This is a genomic window from Streptomyces sp. JH002, from assembly GCF_050916115.1.
GTDB classification, from domain to species: Bacteria; Actinomycetota; Actinomycetes; order Streptomycetales; family Streptomycetaceae; genus Streptomyces; species Streptomyces xiamenensis.
This window is the reverse complement of sequence record NZ_CP087989.1, coordinates 3900463-3914968: the sequence shown is the minus strand read 5'-3', so window position 1 is coordinate 3914968 and position 14506 is coordinate 3900463. Positions and strand designations below refer to the sequence as shown.

The window sequence follows — 14506 nt, the reverse complement described above, 5'->3', positions numbered from 1 at the left end:
GTGGCGGGGGACGGTCCCGGTGGCGGGATCAGGGGCCGGGCCGGCGTACCGCGGGCAGGCGGACGGCGACCCGCAGGCCGCGCGGGGTGTTGGGCTCCAGCCGCACCTCGCCCCCGACGTCCTCCACCACGTCGTGGATGATCGCCAGGCCAAGGCCGGTGCCGCGGATGTTCTGGTGCCGCGCCGCCCGCCAGAACCGGCCGCGGGCCGCTTCGCGCTCCTGCGCCGACAGGCCGGTGCCGTCGTCGGCGACGATCACGGTGCCGAAGCGGCCGTCGGCGTCCGCGAAGGCGCGCACCGTGACCGTGCTGCCGTCCGAGAGCCAGGCCGCGTTGTCCACGAGTTCGTCCAGCACCGCGACCAGACCGCCGGGTGGCTGCCGCAGCACCAGTTCGGGGTCCGGGTCCTCCACGCGCAGCGTGCGCCCGTGCTCGCCGGTGACCGCCTCCCAGTGCGGCCGGGCGGTGGCGAAGACCCGCGCCAGCGTCCACGCCTCGCTGTCCCGTACGCGTTCCCGGCTGGCCGCGGCCGTCGCCGCGAGCATCGCCTCGAACATCTCGCCCATCTGCACGGCGCCGTCCACGGCGTCCTCCACCGCCTCCCGGGCCGGAGGCTGGCGGACCCAGGGCCGCAGATTCTCCACCGAGAGCCGCAGCCCGGCCAGCGGGTTGCGCAGCTGATGGGCCACGTCGCCGACGAACATCCGCTGCCGTTCCAGGGAGCGCTGCACCGTGTCCACCATGGCGTTGAACGAGGAGGCGAGCCCGCGCAGCTCGGGCGGGCCGTGCTCCACGGGGGCGCGCGCCCCCAGCTCGCCGCCGCGCACGTCCATCGCGATGCGCTCCAGGTCGCGCACCGGGCGCAGAATCCAGCGGGTGAGCGGCCACAGGCCGCCCATCAGCGCGAGCACGGGAACCAGCAACAGCGCGGCGCCGACCCCCCAGCGGCGCACGCTGGCCGCACGCAGCCCGTCGGTGGGCGCCTCGATGACGACGACGGCGGTCACCTGGGAGTCACGGCCCACCGGCTCCACCACCCGCAGCGGCCCGCGCTGCCAGGGCCACACGGTGGCCGCCTCGGTCGCCCGCGCCCCGGCGAACGCCCGCTGGATGTCCTCGGTGACCGCCGCGCCGTCCGGGGGCGGCGGGCCCGGGTCGTGGACCAGGCCACCGTCCAGGCCGAGCACCCACACCGGTGAGTCGTACAGCTCGTGGTAGGCGTCCAGCTCCGCGTGCAGCCGGGTCCGCTCGCCGGAGGCGATGGCCGCCTCGGCGAGATTGGCGAACCGTACGGCGTCCCCGCTGCGGTCGATGAACACCTGCTGGGTGGTCCGCTCGCTCACCACCGCGGCGTACGAGATGCCGATGCCCACCACCAGCAGGGCCAGCACGGGGAGCAGCGCGACGATGATGCGCCGGCGCACGGGTGGCTATCCGTCCACCGGCGCGCCGGCCGGTTCGAGCCGGTAGCCCACGCCGCGCACCGTGGTGATGCGCGCCGTGTCGCCGAGTTTGGAGCGCAGCGAGGCGATGTGGGTGTCCAGGGTGCGGCTGCTGCCCTCCCAGGCGGACTGCCAGACCTGGTCGAGGATGTGTTCGCGCTCCACGACGGTGCCGGTGTTCCTGGCCAGCAGCACCAGGATCTCGAACTCCTTGCGGGTCAGCCGCAGCGGTGCGCCGTCGCGGGAGACCTCGTGGCGGTCCCGGTCGATGAGCAGATCGCCGTGGCCGATGGTGCCGCGCGCTGTGAGGCCGGTCTGGAGCACCCGCAGCCGCCGGGTGACGGCCTCGATGCGGGCCAGCAGTTCGGCCACCCCGAAGGGCTTGACCAGGTAGTCGTCGGCGCCGGCCCGCAGGCCGCGGACCCGGTCGGTCTGCTCGCCGCGGGCGGTGACGGCGATGACTCCGGTGGCGGCGCGGTCGCGGAGCATCCGGATCACCTCGACGCCGTCCCCGTCGTCGAGACCGAGATCCACGAGGGCGATGGCGAAGTCGGCCGTGCCGATCGCCCCGGCCGCCTCCCGCACGCTGCGGGCGCGCTCCACGTCGTATCCCTCGGCGCGGAGTGTCCGGCTCAGGGCGCGCGCGACCCGGTCATCGTTCTCGACTATGAGCGCGCGCATGCGCCCCAGACTAGCGGCGCCCCGGTACCGCGGTGGAGTGCGGTACCGGGGCGAAAGCCGCGGGGGGCGTTCTTCCGGACCCGCCGCGGGTCCGGGTGTCGCGTCCTGCGGTCAGTTCTTCTGGATCTGGTCGAAGCTCAGCTCGACCGGCGTTTCGCGGCCGAAGATCTCGACCAGGCCCTTGACCTTCTTGGAGTCGGCGTTGATCTCGTTGATCGTCGCCTGGAGGGTCGCGAACGGGCCGTCGGTGACGGTGACCGAGTCGCCGACCTCGAAGTCCAGGACCTGGACCTCGACGCGGCGGCCGGCCACCGGGGCGCCGCCCTCGGCCGCGGCCTGCTCGGCGGCCTTCTGCTCGGCCTCCGGCGCCAGCATCTTCACGATCTCGTCCAGCGTCAGCGGGTACGGGTCGTAGGCGTTGCCCACGAAGCCGGTGACACCGGGGGTGTTCCGTACGACGCCCCAGGACTCGTTCGTCAGGTCCATCCGGACCAGCACGTAGCTGGGGAGCTTGTTCTGCTTGATGGTGCGGCGGTCGCCGTTCTTGATCTGGACGACCTCTTCCTGCGGCACCTCGACCGCGAAGATGTAGTCCTCGACGTTCAGCGACACGGCGCGCTGCTCAAGATTGGTCTTGACCCGGTTCTCGTAGCCCGCGTACGTGTGCACCACGTACCACTCGCCGGGCAGCACCCGCAGTTCCTCGCGCAGCTGCGCGACCGGGTCCACCGGCTCGGGAGCCTCGGCCTCGGCCTCGGCGTCCGCTTCGGCCTCCGCCTCGCCCTCGGCGTCCGCCTCCTGCGCGACCTCGTCCGCGTCCTCCTCGTGGACGGCGGCGGACTCGGCGGGCTCGCCCGCCGCGGCGTCGGCAGCCTCGGTCTGGTCGACGGTGTCCGCTGCCTCGACGATGTCGCGCGCGGTGTCGTCGCCCTCGGCGGCGTCGTCGGTCAGATTCGGGTCAGACTTCGGGTCAGACACGGTGGCTGCTTCTTCCTGCTTCACATTGACGTGGAACATCCGGGCGGGATCGCCGCGGCACGGGTGGGTACCTACGACCGTACGTCCGTGCCCGCCTCGCCCCGTCCGGAGCGGGGTCAGCCGAAGACGTACTCGACGACCCGGCTGAATCCCCAGTCAAGCACGGTGAGGATGCCGATGACGACGAGAACGAAAACGATCACCGCGGAGGTGTACGTCGTCAGCTGGCGCCGTGAGGGCCAGACGACCTTGCGCAGCTCGGCGATGACCTGCCGGTAGAAGAGCGCGAGCTTGCCCAGCGGGCCCCGCTTGGCACGCCGCCCGCGTCCTCGGCCGGCGCCGTCCCCCCGGGGCTCCGGCGTTTCGACGGAGTCCGTGATCCCAGCCACTCGCCCTCACCTGATCCCGGTCATGGTCGTAAGCCGCCCGGTCCCCCGGACGGCTTGCATTGCGGTACGTGCCTACTACCACTACTAACTCTGTACTGCCTGCTGCGTAGCAGGGCCGGAGGGACTTGAACCCCCAACCGCTGGTTTTGGAGACCAGTGCTCTACCAATTGAGCTACGACCCTTTGCTCGCGGCACCGGGAAAACTTACCTCACCCGGCCCCACTGCGTGGAGAGTGTACGTGCTCAATCGCCGCCCGTCGAACGGACAACAGCCGCAACCCGGGTGCCACGGTCCACTCCGGTCTGCAACGATGCCCTTATGAGCGCAGCGACACCCACCGCACAGTCCGCAGAAGCAGCCCCCGGGCGCCGGGTCTCCGCCCGCGTCGGGGCGATCTCCGAGTCCGCGACCCTGGCCGTCGATGCCAAGGCGAAGGCTCTCAAGGCCGCCGGCCGGCCGGTGATCGGCTTCGGCGCCGGCGAACCCGACTTCCCCACCCCCGGGTACATCGTGGACGCGGCCGTGGCCGCGTGCCGGGAGCCGAGGTTCCACCGCTACACGCCGGCCGGCGGGCTGCCGGAGCTGAAGGAGGCCATCGCCGCCAAGACGCTGCGCGACTCCGGCTACGAGGTGAAGCCCTCGCAGGTGCTGGTGACCAACGGCGGCAAGCAGGCGATCTACGAGGCGTTCGCGGCGCTGCTCGACCCGGGCGACGAGGTCATCGTCCCGGCGCCGTACTGGACCACCTACCCCGAGTCGATCCGGCTGGCCGGCGGCGTCCCGGTGGAGGTCGTCGCGGACGAGACCACCGGCTACCGGGTGAGTGTGGAGCAGCTGGAGGCGGCCCGCACCGAGCGCACCAAGGTGCTGCTGTTCGTCTCCCCGTCCAACCCGACCGGCGCGGTCTACCCGCGTGAGCAGGTCGAGGCGATCGGCCGCTGGGCGGTGGAGCACGGTCTGTGGGTGCTCACCGACGAGATCTACGAACATCTGGTCTACGGGGACGCCGAGTTCTCCTCGCTGCCGGTGGTCGTCCCGGAGCTGGCCGACCGCACCGTGATCGTCAACGGGGTGGCCAAGACGTACGCGATGACCGGCTGGCGGGTGGGCTGGCTGATCGGCCCGCAGGACGTGGTGAAGGCCGCCACCAACCTCCAGTCGCACGCCACCTCCAACGTGAGCAACGTCGCGCAGGCGGCGGCGCTGGCCGCGGTCTCCGGGGATCTGGACGCGGTGGCCGCGATGGGCGAGGCGTTCGACCGGCGGCGTCGCACGATCGTGCGGATGCTGAACGAGATCGACGGGGTCGTCTGCCCCGAGCCCGAGGGCGCGTTCTACGTGTACCCCTCGGTGAAGGGCCTGCTGGGCAAGGAGCTGCGCGGCCGGCGGCCCGCCACCTCGGTGGAGCTGGCCGAGGTGATCCTGGAGGAGGCCGAGGTCGCCGTGGTCCCGGGTGAGGCGTTCGGCACCCCCGGTTATCTGCGGCTGTCGTACGCCCTGGGCGACGACGACCTGGTGGAGGGTGTCTCCCGCCTCCAGAAGCTGCTGGCGGAAGCGAGCTGACTCACGTTCGGGTGACGCGGCTACCGGCCGGACGGCGCAATGCGGCAAGATTCGTGGATGGATCGTGTACGTGACGTCCGGCTGCTGCCCAAGGCCCACCTGCATCTGCACTTCACCGGCTCGATGCGGCCCGGCACCCTGCTGGAGCTGGCGGACAAGTACGGCGTGCATCTGCCGGAGGCGCTGCGCGGCGGCGAGCCTCCCAGCCTGCGGGCCACCGACGAGCGCGGCTGGTTCCGGTTCCAGCGGCTGTACGACATGGCCCGCTCCTGTCTGCGGGAGCCGGAGGACATCCAGCGGCTGGTGCGCGAGGCGGCCGAGGAGGATCTGCGGGACGGGGCGCGCTGGCTGGAGATCCAGGTCGATCCCACCTCGTACGCGCCCCGGCTCGGCGGGCTGATCCCGGCGCTGGAGATCATCCTGGACGCGGTGCGGGTCACCTCCCGGGAGACCGGGGTCGGGATGCGGGTGCTGGTGGCCGCGAACCGGATGAAGCACCCCCTGGACGCCCGCACCCTGGCCCGGCTCGCGGTCCGCTACCGGGACCAGGGGGTGGTCGGCTTCGGGCTGTCGAACGACGAGCGGCGCGGCTTCGCCCGCGACTTCGACCGCGCGTTCGCGATCGCCCGGGAGGGCGGCCTGCTGGCGGCCCCGCACGGCGGCGAGCTGTCGGGCCCCTCCAGCGTCCGGGACTGCCTGGACGATCTGCGGGCGGCACGGGTGGGCCACGGGGTGCGGGCCGCGGAGGACCCCTGGCTGCTGGAGCGTCTCGCCCGGGACCGGGTGACCTGCGAGGTGTGTCCCGCCTCCAATGTGGCGCTCGGCGTGTACGAGCGGCTGCCGGACGTGCCGCTGCGCACCCTGTGGGACGCGGGCGTGCCGATGGCGCTGGGGGCGGACGACCCGCTGCTGTTCGGCTCGCGGCTGGCGGCCCAGTACGAGATCGCGCGGGAGCACCACGGCTTCACCGACCGCGAGCTGGCGGAGCTGGCCCGGCAGTCGGTGCGCGGCTCGGCGGCGCCGACCGACATCCAGGAGAAGATCATGGTGGAGATCGAGGAGTGGCTGGCGCTGTGACGCCCGGCCGGATCCGGTGAACCGGGGCCCGGCGGGCGCTGCCGTGGCGCGCTACCGGCCGCCGGCCCCCGTCGGCTCCTTGCGCACGGCCCCGGCCCCCGGCTGCCCAGAGCCCGCCGTGCCGGCCGCCCGCACGTCCGCGATCAACCGGTCCATGCCCTGGTCGAACCGCTCGCGGTACTTCTCCACCCGCTTCGCTCCGGCCGCCCGGGGGCCGAAGGTGTGGGCGAAGTCGATGAGGCCGACCTTCACCGAGGGCACCGGCCGGCCCTCGGGGGGCGCCTCGTCCACCGCGATGAGCACGCTCGCCCCGACGAAGGCCAGGCCGGAGGCCCGGGCGGCCTCCCTGACCCGGATCAGCTGCGGCAGCATCGCCTCGGCGACACCGGGTTCGCGGGCGAAGTCGCGCACGATCCGCGGTGTGCGCCGTCCGGTGGCCAGCCGCCCTCCCGTGAGGCCCGAGCTGCCGACCGCCCGGTAGCCGCGGCTCGCGGAGCCGGTCAGCAGGTCGGCCGCCTTCATCCTGAGCTTCTTCGCCAGGGCGGCCGTCTTCGACATGGAGCGGAGCAGCTCGTGCCAGCTCGCCGTGGACGCGCCCACCTTGATGTCGAGGATCTTGGGCCGGTTCATGCCGAACGTCAGATTGTCGACGTAGACGTGGGTCGAGTCGTCGCCCGCGCCCTGGTGACCGTCCATCGCCGTGACCTGCCGGGCGGTGTGGGAGTGCGGCGCCACGCCGTCCAGGGCGGGGTGCGCGCCCGCGCGCAGTTCCGCGTAGAACTCCCGCTCCACGTGGTTGGTGGGTTTCTCCTTGATCCGTCCGCAGGCCCGGTTGCTGATCCCGCCGTGCCCGCCGACCGCTCCGTCCTCCACCCGTTCGACGGCCGGGCCGATGATCGCACCGCTCGTGCCCGGCGGCGGGACGGCGGCGTTCCCGGCCGGGTGCGCGAGGGGCCGCATCGCCACGGGTGCGGAGCCGACGGATGCCGAGGGGGGCATGCTCACGGTCCTGGCCGGGTCGGCCGGGGGCGCGGACACCCGCCCGGCAGGGCGCCGCTCCACGTTCTGGTGGTGGTCTCCGTGTGCGCGCACAGCCCCTGTTCCCTCCCAGGGCGTCCCCACGCCCCCTGCTGTCGACAGTTCTACGGCAGTACCGGCCGGCACGGAGGGTCGCCCGGCGGGACGGCCCGCGGGGGCACGACCGCCGGCGGGGTGCGGCCGGCCGGGGCGCCCGTCCCGTGGTTCAGAGGCTGACGCCGACCGTCACCGGTTCGTTGACCAGGGTGACGCCGAAGGCGTCCCGTACCCCGTCCCGTACCTCGCGGGCCAGCGCCAGCAGATCGGCGGTGGTCGCGCCGCCCCGGTTGGTGAGGGCCAGGGTGTGCTTGCCGGAGATCCGGGCCGGGCCGCTCCCGTACCCCTTGGTGAAGCCGGCCTTGTCGATCAGCCAGGCGGCGGAGGTCTTGGTGTGGCCGTCGGCCGCCGGGAAGGCGGGCGGCTCGACGCCGGGGCCGAGACGCCGCGCGGCGCGCTCGCGGAAGGCCGCGAACTCCCGCGCCGTCAGCAGCGGATTGGTGAAGAACGAACCGGCCGACCAGGTGTCGTGGTCCTCCGGATCCAGCACCATGCCCTTGCCGGCCCGCAGCTTCAGCACGGTCTCGCTGGCGGTGGCGGCGGCCACCCGCTCCCCCGCGGCGACGCCCAGTGTCCGGGCGGTCTCGGCGTACGCGATCGGTGCCGAGAGCCCGCCCGCGTCCTCCAGCGCGCAGCGCACCCGCAGCACCACGAACCGCTCGGGGTCGGCCTTGAAGCGGCTGTGCCGGTAGCCGAAGCCGCACTCGGCCGCGGGGAGGGTGACCGTACGGTGCTCGGCGCGGTCGTAGGCGATGACCTCGGTGATGACGGAGGAGACTTCCTGGCCGTAGGCGCCGACGTTCTGGATGGGGGTGGCACCGGCCGAGCCGGGGATGCCGGCCAGGCATTCGATGCCGGCCAGTCCGGCCTCCACGGTGCGGGCGACGGCCGCCGACCAGTTCTCGCCCGCGGCGAGTTCCAGGCGGGTGCCGTCCAGGTCGAAGCCGGTGGTGGCGATCCGCAGGGCGGTGCCCCGGAAGCCCTCGTCCGCGATCAGCAGATTGCTGCCGCCGCCGATGATCAGCAACGGGGTGCCGGTGCCGTCCGCCTCCTGGACGGCGGCGATCACCTCGGCGTCGGAGCTCGCGGTGATCAGCCGGTCGGCGGGGCCGCCGAGCCGGAAGGTGGTCAGATCGGCGAGCGCGGCGCCGGCGGTACCGGCGGGATCAGAGGTTTCGAGCACCCCTCCAGAATACGGTCCGCCGCCGCGCGGGGCCCGGACCGGGGCGAGGGCGGAGCGGGCCGGATCGCGCGCCGGGGCGGGTCCGGGGCGACGCCCGCCCCGGGCGGACCGTTCCGGCCGGGGCACCCCGCGCGTCGTCCGTGATCAGGCGGGCACGCGGTCGGCCGGCCGGGGATCGGGCGTCGGGTCGGTGGGGCCGGCCGGACCGGGGGCGGCAGGCCGGGGAGCCTTCGGCGCCCGCCGCTCCGGCAGCAGCGCGATGACGGCCGCCGCGACCAGCAGCAGCCCCACGGCCAGCCACAGCGCGGGCACCAGGCCGTCGGTGAACGCCTGCGCCGAGCCGTACCCGCCGCGTGCGGCGAAGACCGAGGCCAGGACGGCGACGCCCAGCGCCCCGCCGACCTCGCGCGCCGAGTTGTTCACGCCGGAGGCCACCCCCTGCCGTCCCTCGGGTACGGCCCCCATCGCGATCGCCCCGGACGGGGCGAAGAACATGGCCATGCCAATGCCGCACAGCACGAACGCCGGCACCATGCCGCCGTACGAGACGCCCGGGTCGGCGTACAGCGCGAACCACCCCATGCCCACCGCCATCAGCACCAGCCCGGAGGCGACGATCGGCCGGCCGCCGACGCGGTCGGTGAAGGCCCCGGCGATGGGCGCCACGATCATCGGCATGGCGGTCCACGGCAGCATCCGCACCCCGGCCTCCATCGGCGAGTAGCCCATGATCAGCTGGAGGAACTGGGTCAGCAGGAAGATCGAGCCGAACATCCCCGCGTACATCAGCAGGCTGGTGATGTTGATCGCGGTGAAGGTGCGGGAGCGGAAGAAGCCCATCGGCAGCAGCGGCTCGGGGGTGCGCAGCTCCCAGCGGACGAACGCGTACAGCAGCACGGCTCCGAGCGCGAAGCCCGCCAGCACCGGGACCGTGGTCCAGCCGTGTTCGTGGCCGCGCACGATGGACAGCACGACGCCCAGCAGGCCGGCGCTGGCCAGTACGGTGCCGGTCACGTCCAGGCGCTTGACCGGGCCCCGGCTCTCCGGGAGCCGCCGGAACACCAACGGCAGCACGAGGAGGCCGATGGGGATGTTGAGCCAGAAGATCCAGTGCCAGGAGAGGTGTTCGGTCACGGCCCCGCCGACGAGCGGGCCCGCGGCGACGGCGAGGCCGTTGACCGCGCCCCACACGCCGAAGGCGGCGCCCCGCCGCTCGGGCGGTACGACGGCGGATATCAGGGTGAGGCTGAGCGGGATCAGGGCCGCGGCGGCGGCGCCCTGGACGGCGCGGGCGGCGATCAGCGCGTCCGTGGAGCCGGCCATCGCCGCACCGGCGGAGGCGAGGGTGAACAGGGCGATGCCGGCGCCGAAGACCAGGCGGCGGCCGTAGCGGTCGCCCAGGGCCGAGGCGAACAGCAGGAGGCAGGCGAACGGCAGGGTGTAGCCGTTGACGATCCACTCCAGGGCGGCCAGGTCACCGCCGAGGTCCTCACGGATGATGGGCAGGGCGGTGGTCACGACGAGGTTGTCGAGGCTGGCCATGAAGGTGGCGAAGCCGGTCAGCAGCAGCGTCCAGACGATGACGTGGGGGCGCTGCGTGCCCCCGTTCGGGGCATCGGGCATGGTCCCTCCCAGAAAACTAGTGATTGCTCAATAACTTGCGCGGACAGACGTGTGCCCGCGAACCGGACCGAGGACCGGACGGGACCGGCTATCCGAACCGCTTCTTGCCCTCGTGATCGTGGGCGCAGGCGACCCACAGCGGATGGTCCGCCGGGAAGCCGAGCGCCAGCATCACGTTGATCAGCATGCCGTTGGCCAGGAAATCGGCGGTCTCCACGCCGTCCGCGCCCAGCCGCAGGTGCACGGCCTCGAACAGCTCGTTCCAGTAGGCGCGGATCCGGGCCGCGAAGTCCTCGTCCCCACCCGCCTCCGCGGTGTGCACCGCGACGTACATCTGCATCTGGAACATGAGCTTGTCGCGGTCGGCGGTGAGGCCGGTGTACGCCTGGGCCATCGCGTCGTGCGCTGCCTGGGGATCCAGACCTTCCGAGACACGTTCGAAGGTCCGCCGGATCTCCGCCGTGCCGTGCTCGGCGGCGGCCAGGAAGATCGCCCGCTTGTCGGGGAACAGCCGGAAGAGATACGGCTGCGAGACCCCGACCCGGCGGGCGATGGCGGCGGTCGTGGTGCCCGCGTACCCTCCCCTGGCGAACTCCACGACAGCGGCGCGGATGACGGCCGTACGCCGCTCCTCCGCCGACATCCTGCCGCTGTCCCTGGCCATGCGAGTAAGTTATTGACCAATCACTATCTTGTCAACGGGATCGAACGGGCCGGCGTTCAGCCCAGCCGGACCACGGCCCGGGACAGCCCCAGCACCTTCTGGCCCGCGCTGCGCGCCACCAGGTCCACCCGGACCGTGCGCGCCTCGTCGTCCAGCTTGGCCGCGACCTTCGCCGACACCTCGATCTCGGCCCCGGTGTCGTCGTTCGGCACCACCACGGGGTGGGTGAAGCGCACCCCGTACTCGACCACCGCCGCCGGGTCCCCGGCCCAGTCCGTGACCACCCGGGCGGCCTCGGCCATCGTGAACATGCCGTGCGCGATCACGTCCGGCAGCCCGACCTCCCTGGCGAAGCGCTCGTTCCAGTGGATGGGGTTGAAGTCCCCCGAGGCGCCCGCATACCGCACCAGGTCGGCGCGGGTCACCGGGAACGTACGGGCCGGCAGCTCCGTACCCACCTCGACATCGGCGTACGCGATCCGTGCGGTCACTTCTCCCCCTCCGGCTTCTCCGGCGCGCGCGACACCAGCTTGGTGTACGCGGTCACCACGTGCTCCCCGGCGGCGTCGTGCACATCGCCGCGGACATCGAGGATGTCGTTGCCCGCCATCGACTTCACGGAGTCGATCACCGAGGTGACCGTCAGAACGTCCCCGGCCACCACCGGACGGCTGTACCGGAACTTCTGGTCGCCGTGCACCACGCGGGTGTAGTCCAGGCCCAGCTTCGGGTCGTGGATCACCGCCTGGGCGGCGGCGAAGGAGATCGCGAAGACGAACGTCGGCGGGGCGATCACATCCGGATGCCCCAGCGCCCGCGCGGCGGCCGGATCCGTGTACGCCGGATTCTCGTCACCGATCGCGACCGCGAACTCGCGGATCTTCTCGCGCCCCACCTCGTACGGCTCGGTGGGCGGATAGGTCCGCCCGGCGAAGGACTGATCCAGGGCCATCGGCCGTCAACCTCCCAAAATCACGCGAGGCCGCCCCCGACAGGTCGGGGACGGCCTCGCAACAGTGACAAGTCAGCGGGTCTCGCGGTGCGCCGTGTGGGCGTTGCAACGCGGGCAGTGCTTCTTCATCTCCAGGCGGTCCGGGTCATTACGCCGGTTCTTCTTGGTGATGTAGTTCCGCTCCTTGCACTCCACGCAGGCCAGCGTGATCTTCGGGCGGACGTCGGTGGCAGCCACGTGAGTGCTCCTTGACGGATGGACGGATTAAACACAGGAAAGAGTAGCCGATCGGAGGACCGACCCCGCAATCGGCTACTCGGAGTGAAGTAGCGGCGACCGGACTTGAACCGGTGACACAACGATTATGAGCCGTTTGCTCTACCGACTGAGCTACGCCGCCACGAGCTGCGCGGCTCCCGCCAACAGGAGGAAGACCTCACATCTCAGAGCCCCAAAACGGAATCGAACCGTTGACCTTCTCCTTACCATGGAGACGCTCTGCCGACTGAGCTATTGGGGCGAGCGAGAAAGAGATTACACGCTCCGGGGCCGAAGACGAAATCCGTAAACGGCCGCCCCGGCTCCGTCAACACCGCCCAAGTCGCCGGAAACCACAGCAGTACGACTAATGGCGTCTTCCCCACCCGGCCGCCCCGGGCGCCGTAGCCTCGCCTCGTGCCCGACCACCGCGATGCCGCCGCGACCGCGCTGCTGCTGGGCGGCGCCCGGCTCGCCGACGGCCGTACCGTCGATGTCCGGCTGACCGGCGAGCGCGTCGAGGCCGTCGGAACCCCCGGCAGCCTGCCCGCCACCGCGCCGGGCGTCCAGCGGCTCGACCTCACCGGCTATCTGCTCCTGCCGGCCCCCGCCGAGCCGCACGCCCACCACGACACCGCCCTCACCAGCGGCTGCCCGGGGCCGCCCCCCGAGGGGCCCGACCAGCTGCGGCGTCGGATCATCGAGGCGTCGCTGCTCCAGCTCAGCCACGGCGCCACCGCCCAGCGCAGCCAGATCAGAATCGGCGACGTCCTGGGGCTGCGCGCGCTGGAGGCCGCCCAGGCGGCGCGGCGGGCGCTGCTGGGGCTCGCCGAGCTCCAGCCGGTGGCCGCGCCCCGGCTGCTGACCGGGCGGGCCGGCGCCGACAACCGCGCCCAGCTCGCGGACGCCGCCCAGCTCGGCGGCACCGCGCTGGGCGGCTGTCCCGACCTCGACCCGGACCCGGCCGGCTACGCGGACATCGTGCTGTCCATCGCCGACGCGCAGGGGTGCGCCATCGACCTGCACACGGACGCGGACGACCCGGCCCGCTTCGCCCGGCTGGTGACGGCGGCGGGGGCGTGCCGTACGGCGGTCACGCTGGGCCCGTGCGCCGGGCTCTCCCTGCTGCCCCCGGACACCGCGGCGCGCGCCGCCGACCAGCTGGCGGCGGCCGGGGTCGCGGTCAGCTGCCTGCCGCAGTCACCGTGCGCGGCCCTGCCCGCGCCGCCCCGGCCCTCCCGGCCCCCGACACCGCCGGTCCGGACGCTGCTGGCCGCCGGTGTCACGGTGGCGGCGGGCAGCGGGGCGGTACGGGACGCGGGCAATCCGGTGGGCCGCGGCGACCCGCTGGAGGCCGCGTACCTGCTGGCGGTGCGCGGGGCGTGCGACACCACCGGGGCGTACCGGGCCATCAGCTCGGCGGCGCGGGCGGTGCTGGGGCTGCCGAAGGTGCGCATCGAGCCCGGCTTCCCGGCGGAACTGCTGGCGGTGCGCGGCGAGAACCTGCCGGGCGCGCTGTCCCTGGCGTACAGCCGGCTGGTGATCCACCGGGGCCGGGTGGTGGCCCGTACCTCCGCCGTCCGTGAGTACTGCGGCTCCCCGGCGGTCCCCCTGACGGAGCTGCCGCGCCAGCCGGCTCCGCGGACCTGACGAGGGGTCGGTGGCCCGGGGAACGCACGGGTGACGCGCGGCCGACGAGGCGTCTGCGGGCCGTGGTGTCCGGTGCGTTGCCCCGGGAGGGCCTGCGGCCGGTCCACCGGGGGAGGCCGCCGCCCCGTCCCGCCGGGCCGGTGACGGGCCCGCCTCTCCCGGCCCGAGGCGCTGCGTGAACACCGTTCCGGTGTGCCAAGCTCGGGAGCATGCGCACAGTCATCGCCGGAGGGCACGGGAAGATCGCACAGCGTCTGGAGCGGCTGCTGGCCGCGCGCGGGGACCGCCCCGCGGGCCTGATCCGCAAACCGGAGCAGGCCGGGGCACTGCTCGCGGCGGGCGCCGAACCCCTCGTCTGCGACCTGGAGTCGGCGCCGGTCGCCGAACTGACGAGGCATCTGGAGGGCGCCGACGCGGTCGTCTTCGCGGCCGGCGCCGGGCCGGGTTCGGGGACGGCCCGCAAGGAGACGGTGGACCGGGCGGCGGCGGCGCTGCTCGCGGACGCGGCGGAGGCGGCCGGGGTGCGGCGCTATGTGATGGTGTCGGCCATCAACGTGGACGAGGAGCCGCCGCCCGGCACCGACCCGGTCTTCGCCGCCTATCTGCGGGCCAAGGCCGCCGCCGACGCGGACCTGCGCGCGCGCACCGCCCTGGAGTGGACGATCCTGCGCCCCGGCATGCTGACGGACGCCCCCGGCACCGGCCTGGTGGACCTCTCTCCGGACGCTCCGCGCGGCGAGATCACCCGGGACGACGTGGCGGCGGTGCTGCTCGCCCTGCTGGACACGCCCGCGACGGCCGGCCTGACCCTGAACCTGGTCAACGGCTCGACGGCCGTCGACGCCGCGGTGACCCGCGCCGCCGCGGCCGGCTGACGGACTCCGGCCACCGGCCACTGCCCGGGGCGGATG

General features: G+C 73.2%; 15 protein-coding genes and 3 tRNA genes. 4 read left to right on the top strand and 14 right to left on the bottom strand.

What is annotated here, in order from left to right; genetic code table 11:
- Positions 1-28 precede the first annotated feature (28 nt).
- The 5 genes from H7827_RS17855 to H7827_RS17835 all read right to left on the bottom strand — a co-directional run bounded on the left by H7827_RS17855 (position 29) and on the right by H7827_RS17835 (position 3672).
- Positions 29-1423: a HAMP domain-containing sensor histidine kinase gene (locus tag H7827_RS17855; protein ID WP_432746482.1), complete on the bottom strand. Its 1395-nt coding sequence runs from the start codon at positions 1421-1423 to the stop codon at positions 29-31.
- Between the two features lie 6 nt (positions 1424-1429).
- Complete coding sequence (locus H7827_RS17850) at positions 1430-2122, bottom strand: response regulator transcription factor (RefSeq protein WP_030736373.1); 693 nt, start codon at positions 2120-2122, stop codon at positions 1430-1432.
- A gap of 111 nt (positions 2123-2233) precedes the next feature.
- A complete protein-coding gene (nusG, locus tag H7827_RS17845) occupies positions 2234-3139 on the bottom strand; it encodes a transcription termination/antitermination protein NusG (protein WP_386538727.1) in 906 nt (301 codons plus the stop codon).
- Between the two features lie 77 nt (positions 3140-3216).
- On the bottom strand, positions 3217-3480 hold the full coding sequence (secE, locus tag H7827_RS17840; protein WP_030736380.1) for a preprotein translocase subunit SecE: 264 nt from the start codon (positions 3478-3480) through the stop codon (positions 3217-3219).
- 119 nt (positions 3481-3599) lie between these two features.
- Positions 3600-3672 (bottom strand) — tRNA-Trp (locus H7827_RS17835).
- 137 nt (positions 3673-3809) lie between these two features.
- Between H7827_RS17835 and H7827_RS17830 the strand changes: the two genes are divergently transcribed.
- Positions 3810-5054, top strand: a complete 1245-nt coding sequence (locus H7827_RS17830) for a pyridoxal phosphate-dependent aminotransferase (RefSeq protein ID WP_386538725.1) — start codon at positions 3810-3812, stop codon at positions 5052-5054.
- Between the two features lie 57 nt (positions 5055-5111).
- On the top strand, positions 5112-6131 hold the full coding sequence (locus H7827_RS17825) for an adenosine deaminase (RefSeq protein WP_030736386.1): 1020 nt from the start codon (positions 5112-5114) through the stop codon (positions 6129-6131).
- A gap of 51 nt (positions 6132-6182) precedes the next feature.
- On the opposite strand, the gene H7827_RS17820 is transcribed toward H7827_RS17825, so the two are convergent.
- From H7827_RS17820 to H7827_RS17780, 9 genes are all read right to left on the bottom strand, one after another.
- Positions 6183-7223: an inositol polyphosphate kinase family protein gene (locus H7827_RS17820; RefSeq protein ID WP_432746479.1), complete on the bottom strand. Its 1041-nt coding sequence runs from the start codon at positions 7221-7223 to the stop codon at positions 6183-6185.
- Positions 7224-7374: 151 nt separating this feature from the next.
- Positions 7375-8448: a UDP-N-acetylmuramate dehydrogenase gene (locus H7827_RS17815; protein ID WP_432746477.1), complete on the bottom strand. Its 1074-nt coding sequence runs from the start codon at positions 8446-8448 to the stop codon at positions 7375-7377.
- Positions 8449-8592: 144 nt separating this feature from the next.
- Complete coding sequence (locus tag H7827_RS17810) at positions 8593-10071, bottom strand: DHA2 family efflux MFS transporter permease subunit (protein ID WP_432746475.1); 1479 nt, start codon at positions 10069-10071, stop codon at positions 8593-8595.
- Positions 10072-10159: 88 nt separating this feature from the next.
- Complete coding sequence (locus tag H7827_RS17805; RefSeq protein WP_432747997.1) at positions 10160-10714, bottom strand: TetR/AcrR family transcriptional regulator; 555 nt, start codon at positions 10712-10714, stop codon at positions 10160-10162.
- 77 nt (positions 10715-10791) lie between these two features.
- On the bottom strand, positions 10792-11226 hold the full coding sequence (locus tag H7827_RS17800) for a MaoC family dehydratase (RefSeq protein ID WP_432746473.1): 435 nt from the start codon (positions 11224-11226) through the stop codon (positions 10792-10794).
- Complete coding sequence (locus H7827_RS17795) at positions 11223-11687, bottom strand: FAS1-like dehydratase domain-containing protein (protein WP_432746472.1); 465 nt, start codon at positions 11685-11687, stop codon at positions 11223-11225. The genes H7827_RS17800 and H7827_RS17795 overlap by 4 nt, the downstream gene beginning before the upstream one ends.
- A 72-nt stretch (positions 11688-11759) precedes the next feature.
- Positions 11760-11924: a 50S ribosomal protein L33 gene (gene rpmG, locus H7827_RS17790; RefSeq protein ID WP_004571794.1), complete on the bottom strand. Its 165-nt coding sequence runs from the start codon at positions 11922-11924 to the stop codon at positions 11760-11762.
- A 90-nt stretch (positions 11925-12014) separates the two neighbouring features.
- Positions 12015-12087, bottom strand: a tRNA-Met gene (locus tag H7827_RS17785).
- Positions 12088-12134: 47 nt separating this feature from the next.
- Positions 12135-12207, bottom strand: a tRNA-Thr gene (locus H7827_RS17780).
- 155 nt (positions 12208-12362) lie between these two features.
- Here H7827_RS17780 and H7827_RS17775 point away from each other — a divergent pair.
- Together H7827_RS17775 and H7827_RS17770 are read left to right on the top strand one after the other, a co-directional pair.
- Positions 12363-13595, top strand: coding sequence for an amidohydrolase family protein (locus tag H7827_RS17775; protein WP_386538716.1), 1233 nt, complete (start codon positions 12363-12365; stop codon positions 13593-13595).
- A gap of 209 nt (positions 13596-13804) precedes the next feature.
- Positions 13805-14470, top strand: coding sequence for an NAD(P)H-binding protein (locus H7827_RS17770; protein WP_432746469.1), 666 nt, complete (start codon positions 13805-13807; stop codon positions 14468-14470).
- Positions 14471-14506 lie beyond the last annotated feature (36 nt).

What these genes read in the sequence shown, in the direction of transcription:
- H7827_RS17770 (WP_432746469.1), top strand. Translation starts at nt 13,805, where the DNA reads ATGCGCACAGTCATCGCCGGAGGGCACGGGAAGATCGCACAGCGTCTG.
- H7827_RS17830 (WP_386538725.1), top strand. Translation starts at nt 3,810, where the DNA reads ATGAGCGCAGCGACACCCACCGCACAGTCCGCAGAAGCAGCCCCCGGG.
- H7827_RS17825 (WP_030736386.1), top strand. Translation starts at nt 5,112, where the DNA reads ATGGATCGTGTACGTGACGTCCGGCTGCTGCCCAAGGCCCACCTGCAT.
- H7827_RS17795 (WP_432746472.1), bottom strand. Translation starts at nt 11,687, where the DNA reads ATGGCCCTGGATCAGTCCTTCGCCGGGCGGACCTATCCGCCCACCGAG.
- nusG (WP_386538727.1), bottom strand. Translation starts at nt 3,139, where the DNA reads ATGTTCCACGTCAATGTGAAGCAGGAAGAAGCAGCCACCGTGTCTGAC.
- H7827_RS17810 (WP_432746475.1), bottom strand. Translation starts at nt 10,071, where the DNA reads ATGCCCGATGCCCCGAACGGGGGCACGCAGCGCCCCCACGTCATCGTC.
- H7827_RS17805 (WP_432747997.1), bottom strand. Translation starts at nt 10,714, where the DNA reads ATGTCGGCGGAGGAGCGGCGTACGGCCGTCATCCGCGCCGCTGTCGTG.
- H7827_RS17850 (WP_030736373.1), bottom strand. Translation starts at nt 2,122, where the DNA reads ATGCGCGCGCTCATAGTCGAGAACGATGACCGGGTCGCGCGCGCCCTG.